Raw genomic sequence first — 15,678 nt, 5'->3', positions numbered from 1 at the left:
GCGGGAGTGGACGGAATGGACTACAACAGCATTGGCGCGGAAGATTTCGGTGCATCCTTGCGCGGGATGGGCCTGAACCTGCTGGTCCGCGATGTTGCGGCGCAAGTATCATTCCTTCAGACCGTTTTCGACATGCAGGTTTTCCAGCCAACGGCGGATTTTGCCATCGTCACATATGTCGATCAGGTCTTTCAGGTGCACAGCGACGGGACGTATCATGCGAACCCATTGCTATCATTGCTGCCGGAGAACCCGCCACGTGGCGGAGGGATCGAAATCAGGCTTTATGATACCGACCCCGAAGAGGCGTGCGAGCGGGCCGAACAGGCAGGTGCAACCATTCTCCAACCGCCTACGGATAAGCCACATGGCCTTCGCGAGGCCTATATTCTTTGTGAAAACGGCTATGCTTGGGTGCCCAGCCGAGCCAAATAGAGGAAATTCCAGATGAGTGTCACGCAGATGAAACCAAATATGGAGCATTGGCAGGAACGGGTCGATCTCGCGGCAGCCTTTCGATGGACCGCGCGGTTGGACATGCACGAAAGTGTGGCCAATCATTTTTCTCTGGCAGTGAACGAGGGCGGGACACAGTTCCTTATGAACCCGAACCAGATGCATTTTTCGCGCATCAAAGCATCCGACATGCTACTGATTGATGCGGACGATTCTGAAACTTACGAAGGGCCGAATGCGCCCGATCCAACGGCATGGGGCCTGCACGGCGGTGTGCACAAGGCTTGCCCTCATGCGCGCTGCGTTATGCATGTGCACTCGATCTACGCGACTGTACTGGCTTGTTTGCAGGACAGCCGGCTGCCTCCGATTGATCAAAATGCCTGTACGTTCTTCAATCGTATCGTGATTGACGAAGACTACGGCGGGCTGGCTTTTGAGGATGAAGGTGCGCGGTGTGCGGCGCTGCTGACCGATCCAAAGCAGAAAGTAATGGTTATGGGGTCGCACGGGGTCATGGTGATTGGCGACACTGTCGCAGATACATTCAACCGGCTCTATTATTTCGAACGCGCGGCAGAGACGTACATCAAAGCGCTGCAAACCGGTTTGCCACTGCGGCGTATCCCCGACGATATCGCAGAAAAGACGGCGCGTGAGCTGGAGGAATATCCCGAGCAGGATGCGCGGCATCTGGCAGAGCTGAAAGCGATCCTTAATGAGGAGGGGTCGGATTATGCGCAGTAGAGAGAAAAGCCATGGCTGAGTGGAACCACACGCCGGAGCTTCCCATTGCAGTCTCTCCGCTTTGGCAATGGCCACCCAAACCGCTTGCCGCATTAAAGTGGTATGCTGATGGCTGGTTCTTTCTGACGATCAATATGGCGATACTAGTGGTGGCTTGGATCAGCTACCTGTTGTTCTCTCCGACGCTGGAGCAGGCGCAGAATTGGGCATTTGGCTGGCCCGCACTCATCTTTGTGCGCAACTTCATACTGATCTCTGTGATTGCCGGAGGATTGCACCTTTGGTTTCATAAATATGCGGTACAGGGGACAGACAAAAAGTACGATCCGCGCCCCTATCCCCGCAAGGGACGGATGTTCACCTTCGATCATCAAGTTCTCGACAATATGCTCTGGACGCTGGCCAGTGGCGTCACGATATGGTCGGCGTTCGAGGCATTGTTCTGGTGGATGCTTGCCAATGGATACGCGCCCTCAACGACTTTCTCAGCAACGCCTGTTTGGTTCGTCGCATTCATCTTTCTCATTCCAGTGTGGGAAAGTTTTTATTTCTATTGGATACACCGGCTTTTGCATACCAATGCCCTCTACCGGTTTCACGCGCTGCATCACCGCAACACGGATGTCGGTCCTTGGTCCGGTCTGTCGATGCATCCGGTCGAACATCTTTTCTACTTCGGCACCGTTGTGATTCATTTGGTGCTGCCCACGCATCCGGTGCACCTGATCTTTCATCTGATGTTCTACGCTGTCCTTGCCGTTACGACGCATACCGGTTTCGAAGGGTTGTGGTTTCGCAATGCCAAGCGTGTTCATCTCGGCATGTTTCATCATCAGATCCACCATCGCTATTTTGAGGTTAACTACGGCAATCTGGATGTACCGTGGGACAAGCTGTTCGGGTCATTTCACGATGGAACGCCAGAAGGGAAGGCGCGGATGAAGCAAAGGCTGGCGGCGCGAAAACGGGTGTGATGCGTTGCGCCGAAGCTTTGGCTTTGGTTAAGTCGGTGTTGAGGCGGAATGCAGTAGATCGGGCACCATGAACATTCTTTTTGTACATCAGAACATGCCGGGTCAGTATCGTGAGTTGGTTCAGTGGCTGGCCGCACAGGGACAGCACCGCATCTTTTTCCTTACCCAGAAAAGGGACGCGCCAATCCTCAAAGGCGTCGAGACGCGCATCTACCAGGCCCACAAGAAACCGGCCAAGGACGCATACGGACTGTCCAAAGTCTGGGAGGAAGCGGCAGGGGCCGGTTTTGGGGCTGCTATGGCCGCGCGCCAGATCGAAGCGGAGGACGGCTTTGTCCCTGACATCGTTGTCGGGCACGTCGGTTGGGGAGAGCTTACATTCTTCAAGCAGGTCTGGCCGGACGTCCCGATTATCGGTTTTTTCGAATATTACTATAATATGGAAGGCGGGCTGGTTTCCTTTGATCCTGAGGAGCCGGTGTCGGAGCATGCGCCCTTTCTGATGGCGGCGCGCAATGCCGTGCCTCTTGCAAATATCGAAGTTGTCGATCAAGGCCACACCCCGACCTATTGGCAGCGCGACCGTTTTCCACCAAGTTTTCATGACCGGATGTATGTCTGTCATGACGGCATCCGTACTGACAAGCTCAGGCCGGATCCGACAGCGGAGGTGCAACTGGGCCGTCTGGATCATCCGGTCAAGGCGGGGGATGAGGTGCTGACCTACGTCGCGCGAAATCTTGAACGTGCGCGGGGGTTTCATACCTTCATGCGGGCCTTGCCGCAGATCATGAAAGAGCGCCCGAATGTCAGGGTACTGATCGTCGGCGGAAACGAAGTGTCCTATGGCGGGAAAAGCGAAAACCCCAAAGGGTTACGCGGCGAGATGGAGGCAGAAGTCGGCGATCAGCTGGATTGGGACAGGCTGCATTTCCTGGGGCGCGTTCCATACGCGGATTATCAAAGGCTGATCCAGATCAGCCGCTGCCACCTTTACCTGACAATGCCATTTGTTCTGTCGTGGTCCTTGCTTGAATCGATGGCAATGGGTGCCACCGTCGTCGCATCCGATGTGGCCCCTGTGCGAGAGGCGATCACACACGGAGAGACCGGTCTGCTGGTCGATTTCTTTGATACAGATGCCATCGCGAAACAGGTTATCGACGTTCTCGGCAATCCTGAAAAGCATGCGCATTTAGGCCCGGCAGCCCGCGACCATGTGGTGCGTGAATATGATTTTCTGACCAAATGCCTGCCCGAGCATATTGCGCAGATCAACGCATTGGTGCCTGCCGAAAAGCGTATCACCATGGGGTGATTGGCCCTTGTGGTGCACCGCTCTGTGGCGCATTTTTGGTGGATGGATAAAACTTTCTTTTCGTTCGGACATGGGTTCAGTGCGCGGGCGCTGGCAGAACGGCTTGTCCCGCAGGGATGGCGCATCATTGGCACGACCCGCAGTGCAGACAAGCTTGACGAAATAGCAGCGACAGGTGTTGAACCCGTGCAGTGGCCCGGGACCGATGTGTCGCCGCTTCTCCGCGAGGCACCTTACCTTTTGATCTCGGCTGGTCCCGGGGCGGACGGAGATCCCGTTCTCAACGCCATGCATGATGAAATTGCGAAGATCGCCCCAAAACTGCGCTGGGCGGGCTATCTTTCGACGACGGGTGTTTACGGCGATCATGGCGGCGATTGGGTAGACGAAGACACAGCCCTTACCCCTGCCACCAAGCGCGGGCAGGCGCGGGTTGAGGCCGAAGCGGCATGGCGTGCGATCCCCGATCTGCCTTTGCATATCTTCCGGCTCGCGGGGATTTACGGACCGGGGCGCGGCCCGTTTGCGAAAGTACGCAAAGGCACAGCGCGAAGGATCATCAAGAAAGGGCAGGTGTTCAGCCGTATTCACGTCGAGGACATCGCCCAAGCGCTTGAGCTGTCACTGGCACGGCCTGATCCGGGTGCGATCTATAACCTGTGTGATGATGACCCCGCTCCGCCGCAGGATGTGATTGGTCACGCAGCAGACCTGCTGGGCCTTCCCATGCCCGAGGCAATTGATTTCGAGACGGCGGAAATGACGCCAATGGCACGTAGCTTTTACGCCGAAAGCAAGAAGGTACGGAACGATCGGATTAAGGACGCGTTGGGGTGGCAACCAAAGTATCCGGATTATCGCAGCGGATTGGCAGCGATGTTGGCGGATTCTGCTGACTGAGGCGACTAAAATGCAAAGTACTTCGACGGATCAGACGTTGAACTATCTATTGGACGGCGTTGATCACGCCGCACAAAAAGATCGCGTCAAGATTTCCGATATTCTGAGCGAATTCGGCAATCGCGCCATCACGCCCTTCATTCTGTTGGTTGCACTGCTATTGGTGTCGCCGATCTCTGGCATTCCGGGCACGCCTACGGTGGCGGCCATTATTATTGTTCTGCTGTCGGCACAGGCGTTGTTCGGTCAGGACAAGCCTTGGCTCCCCGCATGGTTGATGCGATTGGAAATAGACAGTGACCGTGTGCGGAAGGCGACAAGCTGGATGCGCAGGCCCTGCGATTTTCTGGACCGTCACCACCGCGAAAGGCTTACTTTTCTGACAGTCGGCCCTATGCGTTGGGTGACGCTGCTCACTTGCGTAATCATCCCGCTCGGCTGGCCGTTTCTTGAGGTTCTGCCGTTTGTCTCATCGCTTGGTGCGGGCACTGTATCACTATTTGCTTTTGGCCTTTTCACCCGTGATGGCATCTATGTCCTTGGGGGGTATGTGGTCGTTTGCATCACGGTTGTTACCACAGTTCTGGTCCTTACCTAAGCGGGCGCTTGTTCTGCGCGGGTAGTCACCGCATAAAGAGGTTCAAAGCCATTAGTCGGAACAATCCTTGTGCGTAAGACCTTGCAGACCTTTCTGGAAAGCCCTGCTTTCGGCAATTTCATCTTAGGGATCATCATATTCAACGCGGCTTTGCTGGGTCTCGAGACATCGGAGCAAGTGGTTGCGTTTACCGGGCCTGTGATTGGCATGCTGGACGAATTGTGTCTGGCCATCTTTGTCATCGAATTGTTGCTAAAGCTCTTCGCGTACCGGTTCCGGTTCTTCTCGGATGGGTGGAATGTTTTTGACTTCGTGATCGTCGCGATATCACTGGTTCCTGCAACGCAAGGGCTGTCCGCCCTGCGGGCGTTGCGGATTTTACGAGTACTGCGACTGGTGTCGACCGCGCCGCGTCTGCGCCGCGTGGTCGAGGGGTTTATTACTGCCTTGCCCGGCATGGCCTCTGTCTTCACGTTGATGGCGCTGATTTTTTACATTGGCGCGGTGATCGCGACCAAGCTTTTTGGTGCGGCTTTTCCGGAATGGTTCGGCACGCTGGGCAGGTCGGGGTATTCACTGTTCCAGATCATGACGCTGGAAAGCTGGTCCATGGGGATCGTGCGACCTGTGATGAAGGCATACCCTTACGCGTGGTCGTTCTTTATCCCGTTCATCATGGTGACGACATTTGCGGTGGTGAACCTTCTGGTTGGTCTGATCGTCAACTCGATGCAGGATGCGCACTCGGAAGAAAGCAACGCAGAGACCGATGCATATCGCGACGACATGTCAGCACGCTTGAAGGCGATAGAAGAACGGCTTGATGCGTTGATCGAGCGGCAGGGGCGACAGTAGGCTAGGCCCGCTGGACGCCGATCTGTGCGATGCCGAGCGTGTCGAGTACTTTGGCCTCTATCTGTTCAGCGTTCATACCGGCCACCGCGTACATGTCGGCGGGGGAAGCATGGTCGATGAATGTGTCAGGAAAGACCATGGAGCGGTATTTAAGCCCCTCGTCGAACACACCCTCATTCGCCAATAGCTGCGCAACGTGGGAGCCAAATCCACCCACCGCACCTTCTTCTACGGTGATAAGTGCATCGTGATCTGCCGCCAAAGACAGGATCAAATCGCGGTCCAGCGGTTTGGCAAAACGTGCGTCAGCAACGGTAGGGGCTATGCCTTTGGACCGCAGGCTTTCAGCTGCTTTTTCAACTTCTGCAAGCCGCGTGCCGAAGGAAAGGATCGCAACGCGATTGCCCTTGTGGATGATCCGACCCTTGCCGATTTCCAAGGGCTGACCACGTTCCGGCAGGTCCACACCGTTTCCTTCGCCGCGCGGAAAGCGGAAGGCGATGGGGCCGTCATTATAGGCGGTCGCGGTGGCAACCATGTGCTTTAGCTCCGCCTCATCAGCGGCGGCCATGACGACAAAGTCCGGCAAGTTGGCGAGGTAAGCGATATCGAAGGCACCAGCATGTGTCGCACCGTCAGCGCCGACCAGGCCGGCGCGGTCGATGGCGAAACGCACAGGCAAACGCTGGATCGCTACGTCATGCACGACCTGATCGTATCCGCGTTGCAGGAACGTAGAATACATCGTGCAAAAGGGTTTCATGCCACCTGCGGCTAGCGCCGCACAAAATGTCACGCCGTGCTGTTCGGCAATGCCTACGTCAAAGCAGCGGGAAGGATAGCGCTCGGCGAAAAGGTTGAGGCCTGTGCCGTCCGGCATTGCGGCGGTTACGGCGCATACCTTATTGTCTTCGGCTGCTTCCTCAAGCAGGGCATTTGCGAAAACGGAGGTGTAGCTGGGCGCGTTAGAGGGCGCTTTCTTCTGCTCACCGGTCACGACGTTGAATTTGGAAACGCCATGCCCCTTGTCGCGTGCTTTTTCGGCGGGGCCGTAGCCTTTGCCCTTTTTGGTCAGCACATGGATCAGGATCGGACCTGTGGCGCGGTGTTTGACGGTGCGCAGCACAGGCAGTAGTTGATCCATATCATGGCCGTCAATCGGACCAAGGTAGGAAAAGCCAAGTTGCTCGAACAATGTTCCACCTACAGCCATGCCTTTAAGCATATCCTTGGCGCGCTTTGCCCCCTCGCGGAATGGACCGGGCAGCAGGCTAACCGCACCTTTGGCAGCGGCTTTGAGCTCCTGAAAAGGCTCTTCTGCATAAAGACGGCTGAGGTAGGATGACATGGCGCCCACGGGCGGCGCGATCGACATTTCGTTGTCGTTCAGGATCACGATCATGCGCTTGCCCAGATGGCCCGCGTTGTTCATCGCCTCATAAGCCATGCCGGCGGACATGGAACCGTCACCGATCACGGCAATCGCATCGCCGAGGCCCTCGGGAATGTTCCCGCCCAGATCGCGGGCGACTGCAAAGCCCAGAGCGGCAGAAATCGAAGTAGAAGAATGCGCAGCACCAAATGGATCGTAGGGAGATTCTGAGCGTTTGGTGAAACCGGACAGCCCGTCCTTTTGCCGCAAGGTGCGGATGCGATCGCGGCGTTCGGTCAGGATCTTGTGTGGATAGCACTGGTGGCCGACATCCCAGATCAACTTGTCACGTGGTGTGTCGAAAACGGCATGCAGTGCGACCGTCAACTCAACCACGCCCAGACCGGCACCCAGATGTCCGCCCGTAACCGAGACCGCCGAGATGGTTTCAGTACGCAATTCCTGCGCAAGGCGCGTGAGTTCGGCGTCAGAGAACTGCTTGAGATCGGCAGGGCGCTGCACGCGGTCCAGCAAAGGCGTTGTGGGTCGATCAGTCATGGTGTCCCTTAGCTTTTGCGTGCGACAACAAATTTCGCGGTGTCGCGCAAGGTATCAGCGTCGCTGCCATATATACTTAGTGCATCGCAGGCGGTTTGCACCAGTTCATCGGCGCGGCGTTTGGCCCCATCAAGGCCGAGCAATGACACAAAAGTGGCTTTGCCCGCATCGGTGTCTTTACCGGTCGCCTTGCCGACAGTTGCGGCGTCCCCTTCAATATCAAGGATATCATCGGCGATTTGAAAGGCGAGACCCAGAGCGGTAGCATAAGCAGCAAGTGGTGCGGTATCTGCACCGGCCATGCGCGGACCTGCCATTGCGGACCAAGCGATCAGCGCACCGGTTTTGCCTTGTTGTAGTTTGGTGATCTGTTCAAGCGTCAGGGGCGTGGTCGCTGTTTCCGCCGCAATATCAAGGGCCTGTCCCAACACCATGCCTTGTGCACCGGAGGCAATGGCGAGCGTACGGGCGAGCGTGGCGCGAACGTCATCCGGCCCCACGCAGTCTGCTGTTACCAGCTCAAAGGCGAGAGACTGAAGCGCATCACCGGTGAGGACCGCAGTCGCGTCATCCCATTTGATATGAACGGTTGGCTCGCCCCGGCGCAGATCGTCGTCATCCATGCAGGGCAGGTCGTCATGGACGAGGGAATATGCATGCAGACATTCAATGGCTGTTGCTGGCCACAGAGCAGCTTCGGGCGCGATGCCGTGCAGGCGCGCAGTTTCGATAACAAGAAAACCGCGCAGGCGTTTGCCGCCGCGCGTTGCATGGGCCATCGCGTGCACGACAGGGACATCCGGGAGGTTGCCCAGTACCTGGTCAAGGTGGCTGCCGATCAATCCGGCCGCCTCATGCATACGGTCGCGCAGCATAGAGGATTACAGACCTTCGACAGGTTTTAGGCCGGTTGGGTTGCCGTCGCCGTCAAGCGTAATCGCCGCGACTTTTTCTTCGGCTTCTTTCAGCTTTGCTTCGCAGCGGGCCTTGAGTGCCGCACCGCGCTCGTAAAGCGAGATCGACGCGTCCAGTTCGACATTGCCGCTTTCCAGTTGCGCCAGCACTTTTTCAAGTTCCGCCATCGCGGTTTCAAAGCTCATTTCGTCAACGGGTAGATCGGACATATCATCGCCTCATAACTTGTCGGTCATCCCCCGTATTAAACAGGAACGCCGTGCTTCGCCAGATGCGGTTTCGGGATAGGCAGGGGGAAATTTAATCCGGTGCGAGCATGTAGCCGGCACCGCGCACGGTTTGGAGGTAACGCGGTTGTTTCGGGTTGTCCTCGATCTTGCGCCGCAAACGGGTGATTTGCACATCGACGGCGCGTTCCTGCGCCTGACCGCGATCACGACCCAGTTCCTCCACCAGTTTGGCACGACTGAGCGGGGCACCGGGCTGGGCCGAGAAAATCTTCATCAGCTGCATCTCGGTGGCGGTCAGGCGCACCAAATCGTCACCCTGCCACATCTCACCTCGTTCTAGATCATAGCGGATCGGCCCAAGTGACAGCACCTTTGGCGCTGTGTCTTGTGCGCTGGTGTCGGGCATCCGGCGCAGAATAGCGTTGATACGCAGTAGCAGTTCTTTGGGCTCGAACGGCTTTGCAAGGTAGTCGTCTGCACCAGCCTCCAGCCCTTCGATACGGTTGTCCGTCTCACCTTTGGCGGTCAGCAGCAGGATCGGGGTTTGCATGGTTTCGCGCAGCGATGCGGTCAGGGCCAGACCATCTTCACCCGGCATCATTACGTCCAGCACGATCATATCGAAATCAAGTCCTGCCAGAATGCGGCGGGCATGGGCAGCGTCGCGTGCTGCCGTCACCAGAAACCCGTGCCGCACCAGAAATTTCTGTAACAAGGTACGGATGCGTTCATCGTCATCGACGATTAACAGGTGGGCGTCCATTTCATTCATGCGTCAGAGTCTCTCACCTGTTGTTGGCCCCTAGCTTCCCGTATCTCTCAAACGGGTGTAGCTCGCGTGCATCTCTGGATCCATCATTGCCTCAAGCACCGTGCGAAAGCCAGCGACCGCTTCGGGGCCGGCGTCGCGAAAGGCCGCACGAAGGCGCGCGCGTTGTGCATCCGAAAGCGTTTGCTCCAATGTTCGTCCCTCTTCTGTCAGGTGCAGATGGCGTTCGCGTTTGTCGGCCCTGCCTTGTGTGCTTGAGACCAGACCATCGGCAATCAGGGTGCGCAACACACGGTTGAGTGATTGTTTCGTGACACCGAGGATGTTCAGAAGGTTGTTTACCGTCGTGCCCGGCGCCCGTCCGATAAAGTGGATGGCGCGGTGATGGGCTCGGCCATAGGCCATGTCGGCAAGGATACGGTCCGGATCTGCGGTGAAACCGCGATACGCAAAAAACATCGCCTCGCTGCCCTGACGCAATTGCTCGTCGGTCAAAAACAGCAGGCTGTCGCCTCTGACAGCGGAAGGGATGCGTCCGTCGTTCATGAGTGTCGGGTCCTTATTTCTTCGATCCAAGTTTACGTCAGCCTTGTTGACACTCCAAGGACGAAAGGCTAGGCAATTCCAGCTTTTGCGACACGATATGTCCACAACGGACCTATTTGCGCAATATTCATAAATCTGACGGATAGGGGAAGACCATGGCGGGTGCATATGATGATCGGGACGGCCAGATTTGGGTTGATGGCAAAATGGTGGAATGGCGCGATGCGAATGTGCACATCCTGACCCATGCGATTCACTATGCGTCCTCCGTGTTCGAGGGCGAACGTGCCTATAACGGCAAGATCTTCAAAAGCCGTGAGCATTCAGAGCGGTTGAAGCGATCTGCAACGATGATCGATTTCGAGATTCCGTGGACAATTGACGAGATTGAAGCGGCCAAAGTCGAAGTGCTGGCAGCGTCCGGTTTGCAGGACGCCTATGTGCGTGCCATCGCGTGGCGCGGCGCGGGCGAAGACATGGGGGTGGCGTCGGCCAAGAACCCCGTGCGTCTTGCGATCGCTGCATGGGAATGGGGTGCCTACTACGGTGATGCCAAGATGAAGGGGGCCAAGCTTGATATCTCCAAGTGGAAGCGTCCGTCGCCAGAGACGATCCCCTGCCATGCAAAAGCATCTGGCCTTTACATGATTTGTACGATGTCCAAGCACGCGGCGGAGGCCAAGGGGTGTTCCGATGCGATGATGTTTGACTACCGCGGCTATGTTGCCGAAGCGACAGGGGCGAATGTGTTCTTCGTCAAGGACGGGGAGGTGCATACACCGGACCCTGATTGCTTCCTCAACGGGATTACGCGTCAGACGGTGATCGGGATGCTCAAGGAAAAAGGCATCACAGTACACGAGCGTCACATCATGCCTGAAGAGCTTGAGGGTTTCGAGCAATGCTGGCTGACCGGCACAGCGGCGGAAGTGACACCTGTTGGCCAGATTGGCGATTACAGCTTTGAAGTGGGCGCTATGACGCGCGACATCGCCGAGAGCTACGAAAAGCTGGTGCGGGTCTGAGATCATACGGGACAGTTCGCCAATCGACTGTCACAAAAATTTAGGCTGACTGTTACAGGGCCGAAGAACACCTGTAACATAGGTGCGGTTTCCCTTGAACTTACGTTCAAACAAGGGAAACCGATATGCCACTCTTTATTCAGCCAAACCGCCGGTCCTTTCTTGCGGGGTCTACCGCCTTTGCCGCCGGGCTTGCGATGCCCGCCATCAGCCGCGCAAGCCAGCGGCCTATTTTCACGCATGGGGTCCAATCGGGCGATGTTGATACATCTTCGGGCATGATCTGGACGCGGACGGACCGTCCTGCCCGCGTGATGGTCGAAGTGTCCACCACCGAGAGTTTTGCCGATGCCCGCCAGTTGCCGCCGATGGATGCGCTGCCAACTGACGACTTTGCGGTTAAGCGTTTGATAGACGCTCTGCCCAGCGATCAGGATATCTTTTACCGGTTTACAGCAGCCGATCTGAGCAACATCAATGTGACGTCAGAGCCAATTACGGGCCGGTTCCGCACCGCACCAAATGCCCGCCGCGATGTGCGTTTTGCGTGGTCCGGGGACACCGCCGGTCAGGGTTGGGGCATTAACGAAGACGGCATGCGCACCTATGCGACAATGGCCAAACATACGCCTGATTTCTTTATCCACTCCGGCGATACGATCTATGCCGATGGTGCCATGCAGGACGAAGTCGAAAAAGACGGCGAGGTGATTTGGCGTAACGTTGTTCTGCCCGATGAAAAGCGCAAGGTCGCCGAAACGCTGGATGAATATCGCGGCCAGTGGAAGTACAATCTGTTGGACGAACATGTGCGCGAGTTGAACGCAAACGTGCCTACCTTCATGCAGTGGGATGACCACGAGGTGGTAAACAACTGGTCTGATTCCAAGGATCTGATGGGCGACGACCGGTACACAGAAAAGTCAGTTCACGTCCTAGCGGCCCGCGCAGCTAAGGCGTTTCACGAGATGACACCGCTGCGGATCACCCCGTCAGAGCCGAACCGTGTTTATCGCAAGATCAACTATGGTCCGATGCTGGATGTGTTCTTTCTGGATCTGCGCAGCTATCGCGGCCCGAACGGTCCGGCGATGGAAGGCGAGATGACCGATGCGTCCCGCGTAATGGGAGCAGAGCAGATTGCATGGCTCAAACGGGAGTTGGCCGCATCAAAGGCGACATGGAAAGTGATTGCATGTGACATGCCTTTGGGTGTGATCGTCTGGGATAACTGGAAAGAGCAGGCAGGCGCCGAAGCCGTGGCCAACGGTGACAACGGCCCTGCGAAGGGGCGCGAGCTTGAGGTGGCGGACCTGCTGCGTTTCATCAAATCCGCAGGAATCGAGAACACTGTCTGGTTTACTGCGGATGTGCATTACACCGCTGCCCACTACTATAACCCCGACAAGGCGCAGTTTCAGGATTTTGAACCGTTCTGGGAATTTGTGTCGGGCCCGTTGCATGCGGGCACCTTTGGTCCCAACGCGATGGACGCGACGTTCGGCCCTGAAGTCAAATACGTGAAGGCACCGGAAGACGGCCAGTCAAACCTGTCACCGGCAGAGGGGCTTCAGTTCTTTGGTCTGGTGGATATCGATGCGGCGACGCAGCAGATGAAAGTGCGCCTCATGGACCGCGCTGATACAGAGCTGTGGTCCGTGACTTTGGACCCCAAAGGCGTGAGCATTTAAAGGCTTTGCGTTGAAAATGAAGCGGCCCTGCAGGATGCGGGGCCGCTTTTTTGATAATTAGTACAGTGCGACCGGATTGATCATCGCCTGAACGGTCCCCTGAATGCGGGGCTGGCCCAGCACGAACATGAATTCGTCCACGCCTTCACGCAGCAAGGGGCCGACGTTCATTGTCTCAAGAATATAGATGCCGTTTTCCTTGAGCAAGGTTACGTGCCCGTAGAACACTTTGTCGCCCGCGGGGGGCGGTACAGCGTCGAGCCCCCATGTGTCGGCACCAACGGCCATCGGATTGAGAGACGCGATGTAAACCGCACCGGCATTGGTGATACCCGGTTCTGCTGAACCCCATGCCATCGGATCGCTGTTGAACATGCCTTCGGTCCAGCCGGTGTGGAAGAGAACGATGTCTCCTTCACGCAACTCCACCCCTTGTGCGGTGGCGGCGGCTTTGATCTCTTCCTCTCCAAAGCTCTGTCCGGCTTGCATAACTTCTACACCCGCCTGCGCAGCCATATCGAGGATCACACCGCGACCGACGAGGGGCGGCACGGCATGCGTGCCTAGCTTGGTCAGGCCCGTGATGACGCTGATCTCTTTCTCATCAAGGCAATTGTAATACGAACCGTTTTCGCCCAGGTGCCCCAACCCATCGAGTTGCGAGCCGATGCCGATCCAGGTTTGCAGCAGATCGTCGTTATAGTTCCCTTCATAGCCGAAGCCCGACAGCTTTACGCCACCTTGTTGGTTCGGCTGCACGATCTGAAGGTTCAGGGAACGCGGCGGGAATGCGGGCGTGTCGGACCCGATGGTGATGCCGAGCGGCATGGATTTACCTTGCTTGATCAGCTTGGCGGCTTCCATTGTCCGTTCTGGCGTGACCAGATTGGCCGATCCGATGGTATCATCCGCACCCCATTTCGACGGGGTGCAGTCTTGGGCAAAGGCAGCTGTTGCGCCAAAGGTCAGCGCCACCACGGCACCAATAATCTTTTTATGTTTCATGTTCGTCCTCCCAGTAGGAGGTCAGGCTAACATGATTCTTGTGTGGGTTGTCGTGACGTAGCGTCACCCGCACTTAAAGGATTTAGTAGTCAACCCCGCGCTGGGCTTTGATCCCTGCTTTGAACGGGTGCTTTACTTCGGTCATTTCGGTTACCAGATCGGCATATTCGCAAAGCTCCGGTTTGGCGTCGCGGCCCGTCAGGATAACGCCTGTGCGCTTGTCGCGTGCTTCCAGCCCCGCAATGACGTCCTCGACCGATATGTAGTCATAGCGCATGGCGATGTTGATTTCGTCCATGACGATCAGGTCATAGTCGCCGCTTTCCATCATCTCGCGACCTTTGGCAAAGGCGGCTTGGGCGGCGGCGATGTCGCGGTCCTTGTCCTGCGTATTCCAGGTAAATCCTTCGCCCATGGTGTGCCATGTAACCTCACCCAGTCGATCAAAGAACTGACGCTCGCCGGTTTTCCATTTACCCTTGATGAATTGGACAACGCCGACTTTCTGTTTCCAACCCAATGCACGGACGATCACACCGAAGGCAGACGATGATTTGCCCTTACCCGCACCGGTATGCACCAGCACCAGACCCTTTTCAGGGTCCTGCAATTCCGACACCTTCTTGCGCTGGGCGGTCTGGCGTTCCTGCATTTTTGCTTTGTGATCGTCTGACATGGGAAAGTCCTTAATTTGGTGTGCCAGCTGGTGCGATACTGGGTTTCGATTTGCTGCGGTCGAGCCCCAGTTGCCGTTCGCGCCATATGATCAGGACCCCACCGGCAATGACAAGGGCGGCACCTATCAAAATAGTGGCTGTGGGTACTTCGCTGAACACAAGCCAGCCGATCAGCGTGGCAAAGATCATAGAGGAATAATCAAACGGGGCGAGCATGGATGCAGTGCCGAACCGGTAGGACGATGTAACCATGATCTGCGCCACGCCGCCGATCAGACCGGCACCGATGATCAGGGCAAAGACACTTGGGGCAGGGATGGTCCACGCGAGCGAAGGCGTCGGGAACAGCCAACCGACCGGAAGGCTAAGCAGCGAGACAACCGTGGCGGTCAGCGAAAAGTAAAAGACGATGGCACTGGTGCTGTCGGTCTGGACCAGACGGCGCACATGAATCTGGACCAGAGCCCGTAGGACGGATGCTCCAAGCACCATAAGCGCGCCCATGGTCGCCGCCGTAGAATAGCTTTGATCAAAGGACAGGCGCGGAGCTAGAACAATCATCACACCAACCAGCCCAAGGGCCACAGCAGAAAGGCGGAACAGACGCACACGTTCACCCAAGAACATCGCAGCAAACAGGACCGTAAACATCGGGGTCGCGTATCCGATAGCTGTCACCTCCGGTAGGGGGAGCAAGGCAAGCCCCGCAAAGGTAAGCCCCATCGCAGTCGTGCCGAACAGGCCGCGCCAGACATGGCCTAGAATGTTATTTGCTTTGAAGCCGTCATGCAGGTGGCCCGACTGCCACAGCCAAAGCCAGATGATCGGCATCGCAAAGAGAGAGCGGAAAAACACAGCCTGCCCCGGCGGCACAGCGTCGGATGCTGATTTGATCAATGCCGCCATCACCATAAAGAGAAAAACAGCAGCAGTTTTCAGCGCGATTGCGCGTCCCGGTCTATTCTGGGTGAGGGGTTTGGCCATGCGGTTTTAATGCTCCTCTGATCAGGGGAGTGCAAGGCAGTCATGATTTCTTTTTCAG

17 protein-coding genes are annotated in these 15,678 nt (G+C 56.7%); 9 read left to right on the top strand and 8 right to left on the bottom strand.

Annotation, left to right across the window (positions count from 1 at the left end):
- The first annotated feature begins 15 nt into the window (after positions 1–15).
- The 7 genes from Z946_RS0107380 to Z946_RS0107350 all read left to right on the top strand — a co-directional run bounded on the left by Z946_RS0107380 (position 16) and on the right by Z946_RS0107350 (position 5,848).
- Positions 16–435, top strand: a complete 420-nt coding sequence (locus Z946_RS0107380; RefSeq protein WP_025055085.1) for a VOC family protein — start codon at positions 16–18, stop codon at positions 433–435.
- Positions 436–447: 12 nt separating this feature from the next.
- The gene (locus Z946_RS0107375; protein ID WP_025055084.1) at positions 448–1,203 is read left to right on the top strand and encodes a class II aldolase and adducin N-terminal domain-containing protein; all 756 of its coding nucleotides are present in this window, start codon (positions 448–450) and stop codon (positions 1,201–1,203) included.
- Between the two features lie 11 nt (positions 1,204–1,214).
- Complete coding sequence (locus tag Z946_RS0107370; RefSeq protein WP_025055083.1) at positions 1,215–2,177, top strand: sterol desaturase family protein; 963 nt, start codon at positions 1,215–1,217, stop codon at positions 2,175–2,177.
- Positions 2,178–2,244: 67 nt separating this feature from the next.
- Positions 2,245–3,495, top strand: a complete 1,251-nt coding sequence (locus Z946_RS0107365) for a glycosyltransferase family 4 protein (RefSeq protein WP_025055082.1) — start codon at positions 2,245–2,247, stop codon at positions 3,493–3,495.
- 42 nt (positions 3,496–3,537) lie between these two features.
- Positions 3,538–4,395, top strand: a complete 858-nt coding sequence (locus tag Z946_RS0107360; RefSeq protein WP_025055081.1) for an SDR family oxidoreductase — start codon at positions 3,538–3,540, stop codon at positions 4,393–4,395.
- Positions 4,396–4,405: 10 nt separating this feature from the next.
- The gene (locus Z946_RS0107355) at positions 4,406–4,993 is read left to right on the top strand and encodes an exopolysaccharide biosynthesis protein (protein WP_025055080.1); all 588 of its coding nucleotides are present in this window, start codon (positions 4,406–4,408) and stop codon (positions 4,991–4,993) included.
- 69 nt (positions 4,994–5,062) lie between these two features.
- On the top strand, positions 5,063–5,848 hold the full coding sequence (locus Z946_RS0107350; protein WP_375782146.1) for an ion transporter: 786 nt from the start codon (positions 5,063–5,065) through the stop codon (positions 5,846–5,848).
- Position 5,849: 1 nt separating this feature from the next.
- On the opposite strand, the gene dxs is transcribed toward Z946_RS0107350, so the two are convergent.
- The 5 genes from dxs to Z946_RS0107325 all read right to left on the bottom strand — a co-directional run bounded on the left by dxs (position 5,850) and on the right by Z946_RS0107325 (position 10,238).
- A complete protein-coding gene (gene dxs / locus Z946_RS0107345; protein ID WP_025055078.1) occupies positions 5,850–7,778 on the bottom strand; it encodes a 1-deoxy-D-xylulose-5-phosphate synthase in 1,929 nt (642 codons plus the stop codon).
- Between the two features lie 8 nt (positions 7,779–7,786).
- Entirely contained in the window at positions 7,787–8,653 is an 867-nt protein-coding gene (locus Z946_RS0107340) for a polyprenyl synthetase family protein (protein WP_025055077.1), read from the bottom strand.
- A 6-nt stretch (positions 8,654–8,659) separates the two neighbouring features.
- Positions 8,660–8,902: an exodeoxyribonuclease VII small subunit gene (locus Z946_RS0107335; protein WP_025055076.1), complete on the bottom strand. Its 243-nt coding sequence runs from the start codon at positions 8,900–8,902 to the stop codon at positions 8,660–8,662.
- A gap of 91 nt (positions 8,903–8,993) precedes the next feature.
- Positions 8,994–9,695, bottom strand: coding sequence for a response regulator (locus Z946_RS0107330; protein ID WP_025055075.1), 702 nt, complete (start codon positions 9,693–9,695; stop codon positions 8,994–8,996).
- A gap of 30 nt (positions 9,696–9,725) precedes the next feature.
- Positions 9,726–10,238 carry a MarR family winged helix-turn-helix transcriptional regulator gene (locus Z946_RS0107325; protein WP_025055074.1) on the bottom strand — a complete coding sequence of 171 codons (513 nt, stop codon included), beginning with the start codon at positions 10,236–10,238 and terminating at the stop codon, positions 9,726–9,728.
- A gap of 155 nt (positions 10,239–10,393) precedes the next feature.
- Here Z946_RS0107325 and Z946_RS0107320 point away from each other — a divergent pair, with 155 nt between their 5' ends.
- On the top strand, positions 10,394–11,263 hold the full coding sequence (locus Z946_RS0107320; RefSeq protein WP_025055073.1) for a branched-chain amino acid aminotransferase: 870 nt from the start codon (positions 10,394–10,396) through the stop codon (positions 11,261–11,263).
- Positions 11,264–11,388: 125 nt separating this feature from the next.
- Complete coding sequence (locus Z946_RS0107315) at positions 11,389–12,954, top strand: alkaline phosphatase D family protein (protein WP_025055072.1); 1,566 nt, start codon at positions 11,389–11,391, stop codon at positions 12,952–12,954.
- Positions 12,955–13,011: 57 nt separating this feature from the next.
- Here the strand turns inward: Z946_RS0107315 and Z946_RS0107310 are convergent, their stop codons facing one another.
- The 3 genes from Z946_RS0107310 to Z946_RS0107300 form a co-directional block, all read right to left on the bottom strand.
- On the bottom strand, positions 13,012–13,959 hold the full coding sequence (locus tag Z946_RS0107310; protein WP_025055071.1) for a cyclase family protein: 948 nt from the start codon (positions 13,957–13,959) through the stop codon (positions 13,012–13,014).
- 82 nt (positions 13,960–14,041) lie between these two features.
- On the bottom strand, positions 14,042–14,635 hold the full coding sequence (cobO, locus tag Z946_RS0107305; RefSeq protein ID WP_025055070.1) for a cob(I)yrinic acid a,c-diamide adenosyltransferase: 594 nt from the start codon (positions 14,633–14,635) through the stop codon (positions 14,042–14,044).
- Between the two features lie 10 nt (positions 14,636–14,645).
- Positions 14,646–15,620 (bottom strand): DMT family transporter, encoded by a 975-nt coding sequence (locus tag Z946_RS0107300; protein ID WP_025055069.1) that lies wholly within the window; start codon positions 15,618–15,620, stop codon positions 14,646–14,648.
- Positions 15,621–15,678: the final 58 nt, after the last annotated feature.

Origin of the sequence: Sulfitobacter noctilucicola (assembly GCF_000622385.1) — a bacterium.
GTDB classification, from domain to species: Bacteria; Pseudomonadota; Alphaproteobacteria; order Rhodobacterales; family Rhodobacteraceae; genus Sulfitobacter; species Sulfitobacter noctilucicola.
This window is presented reverse-complemented; position numbering and strand designations above follow the sequence as displayed.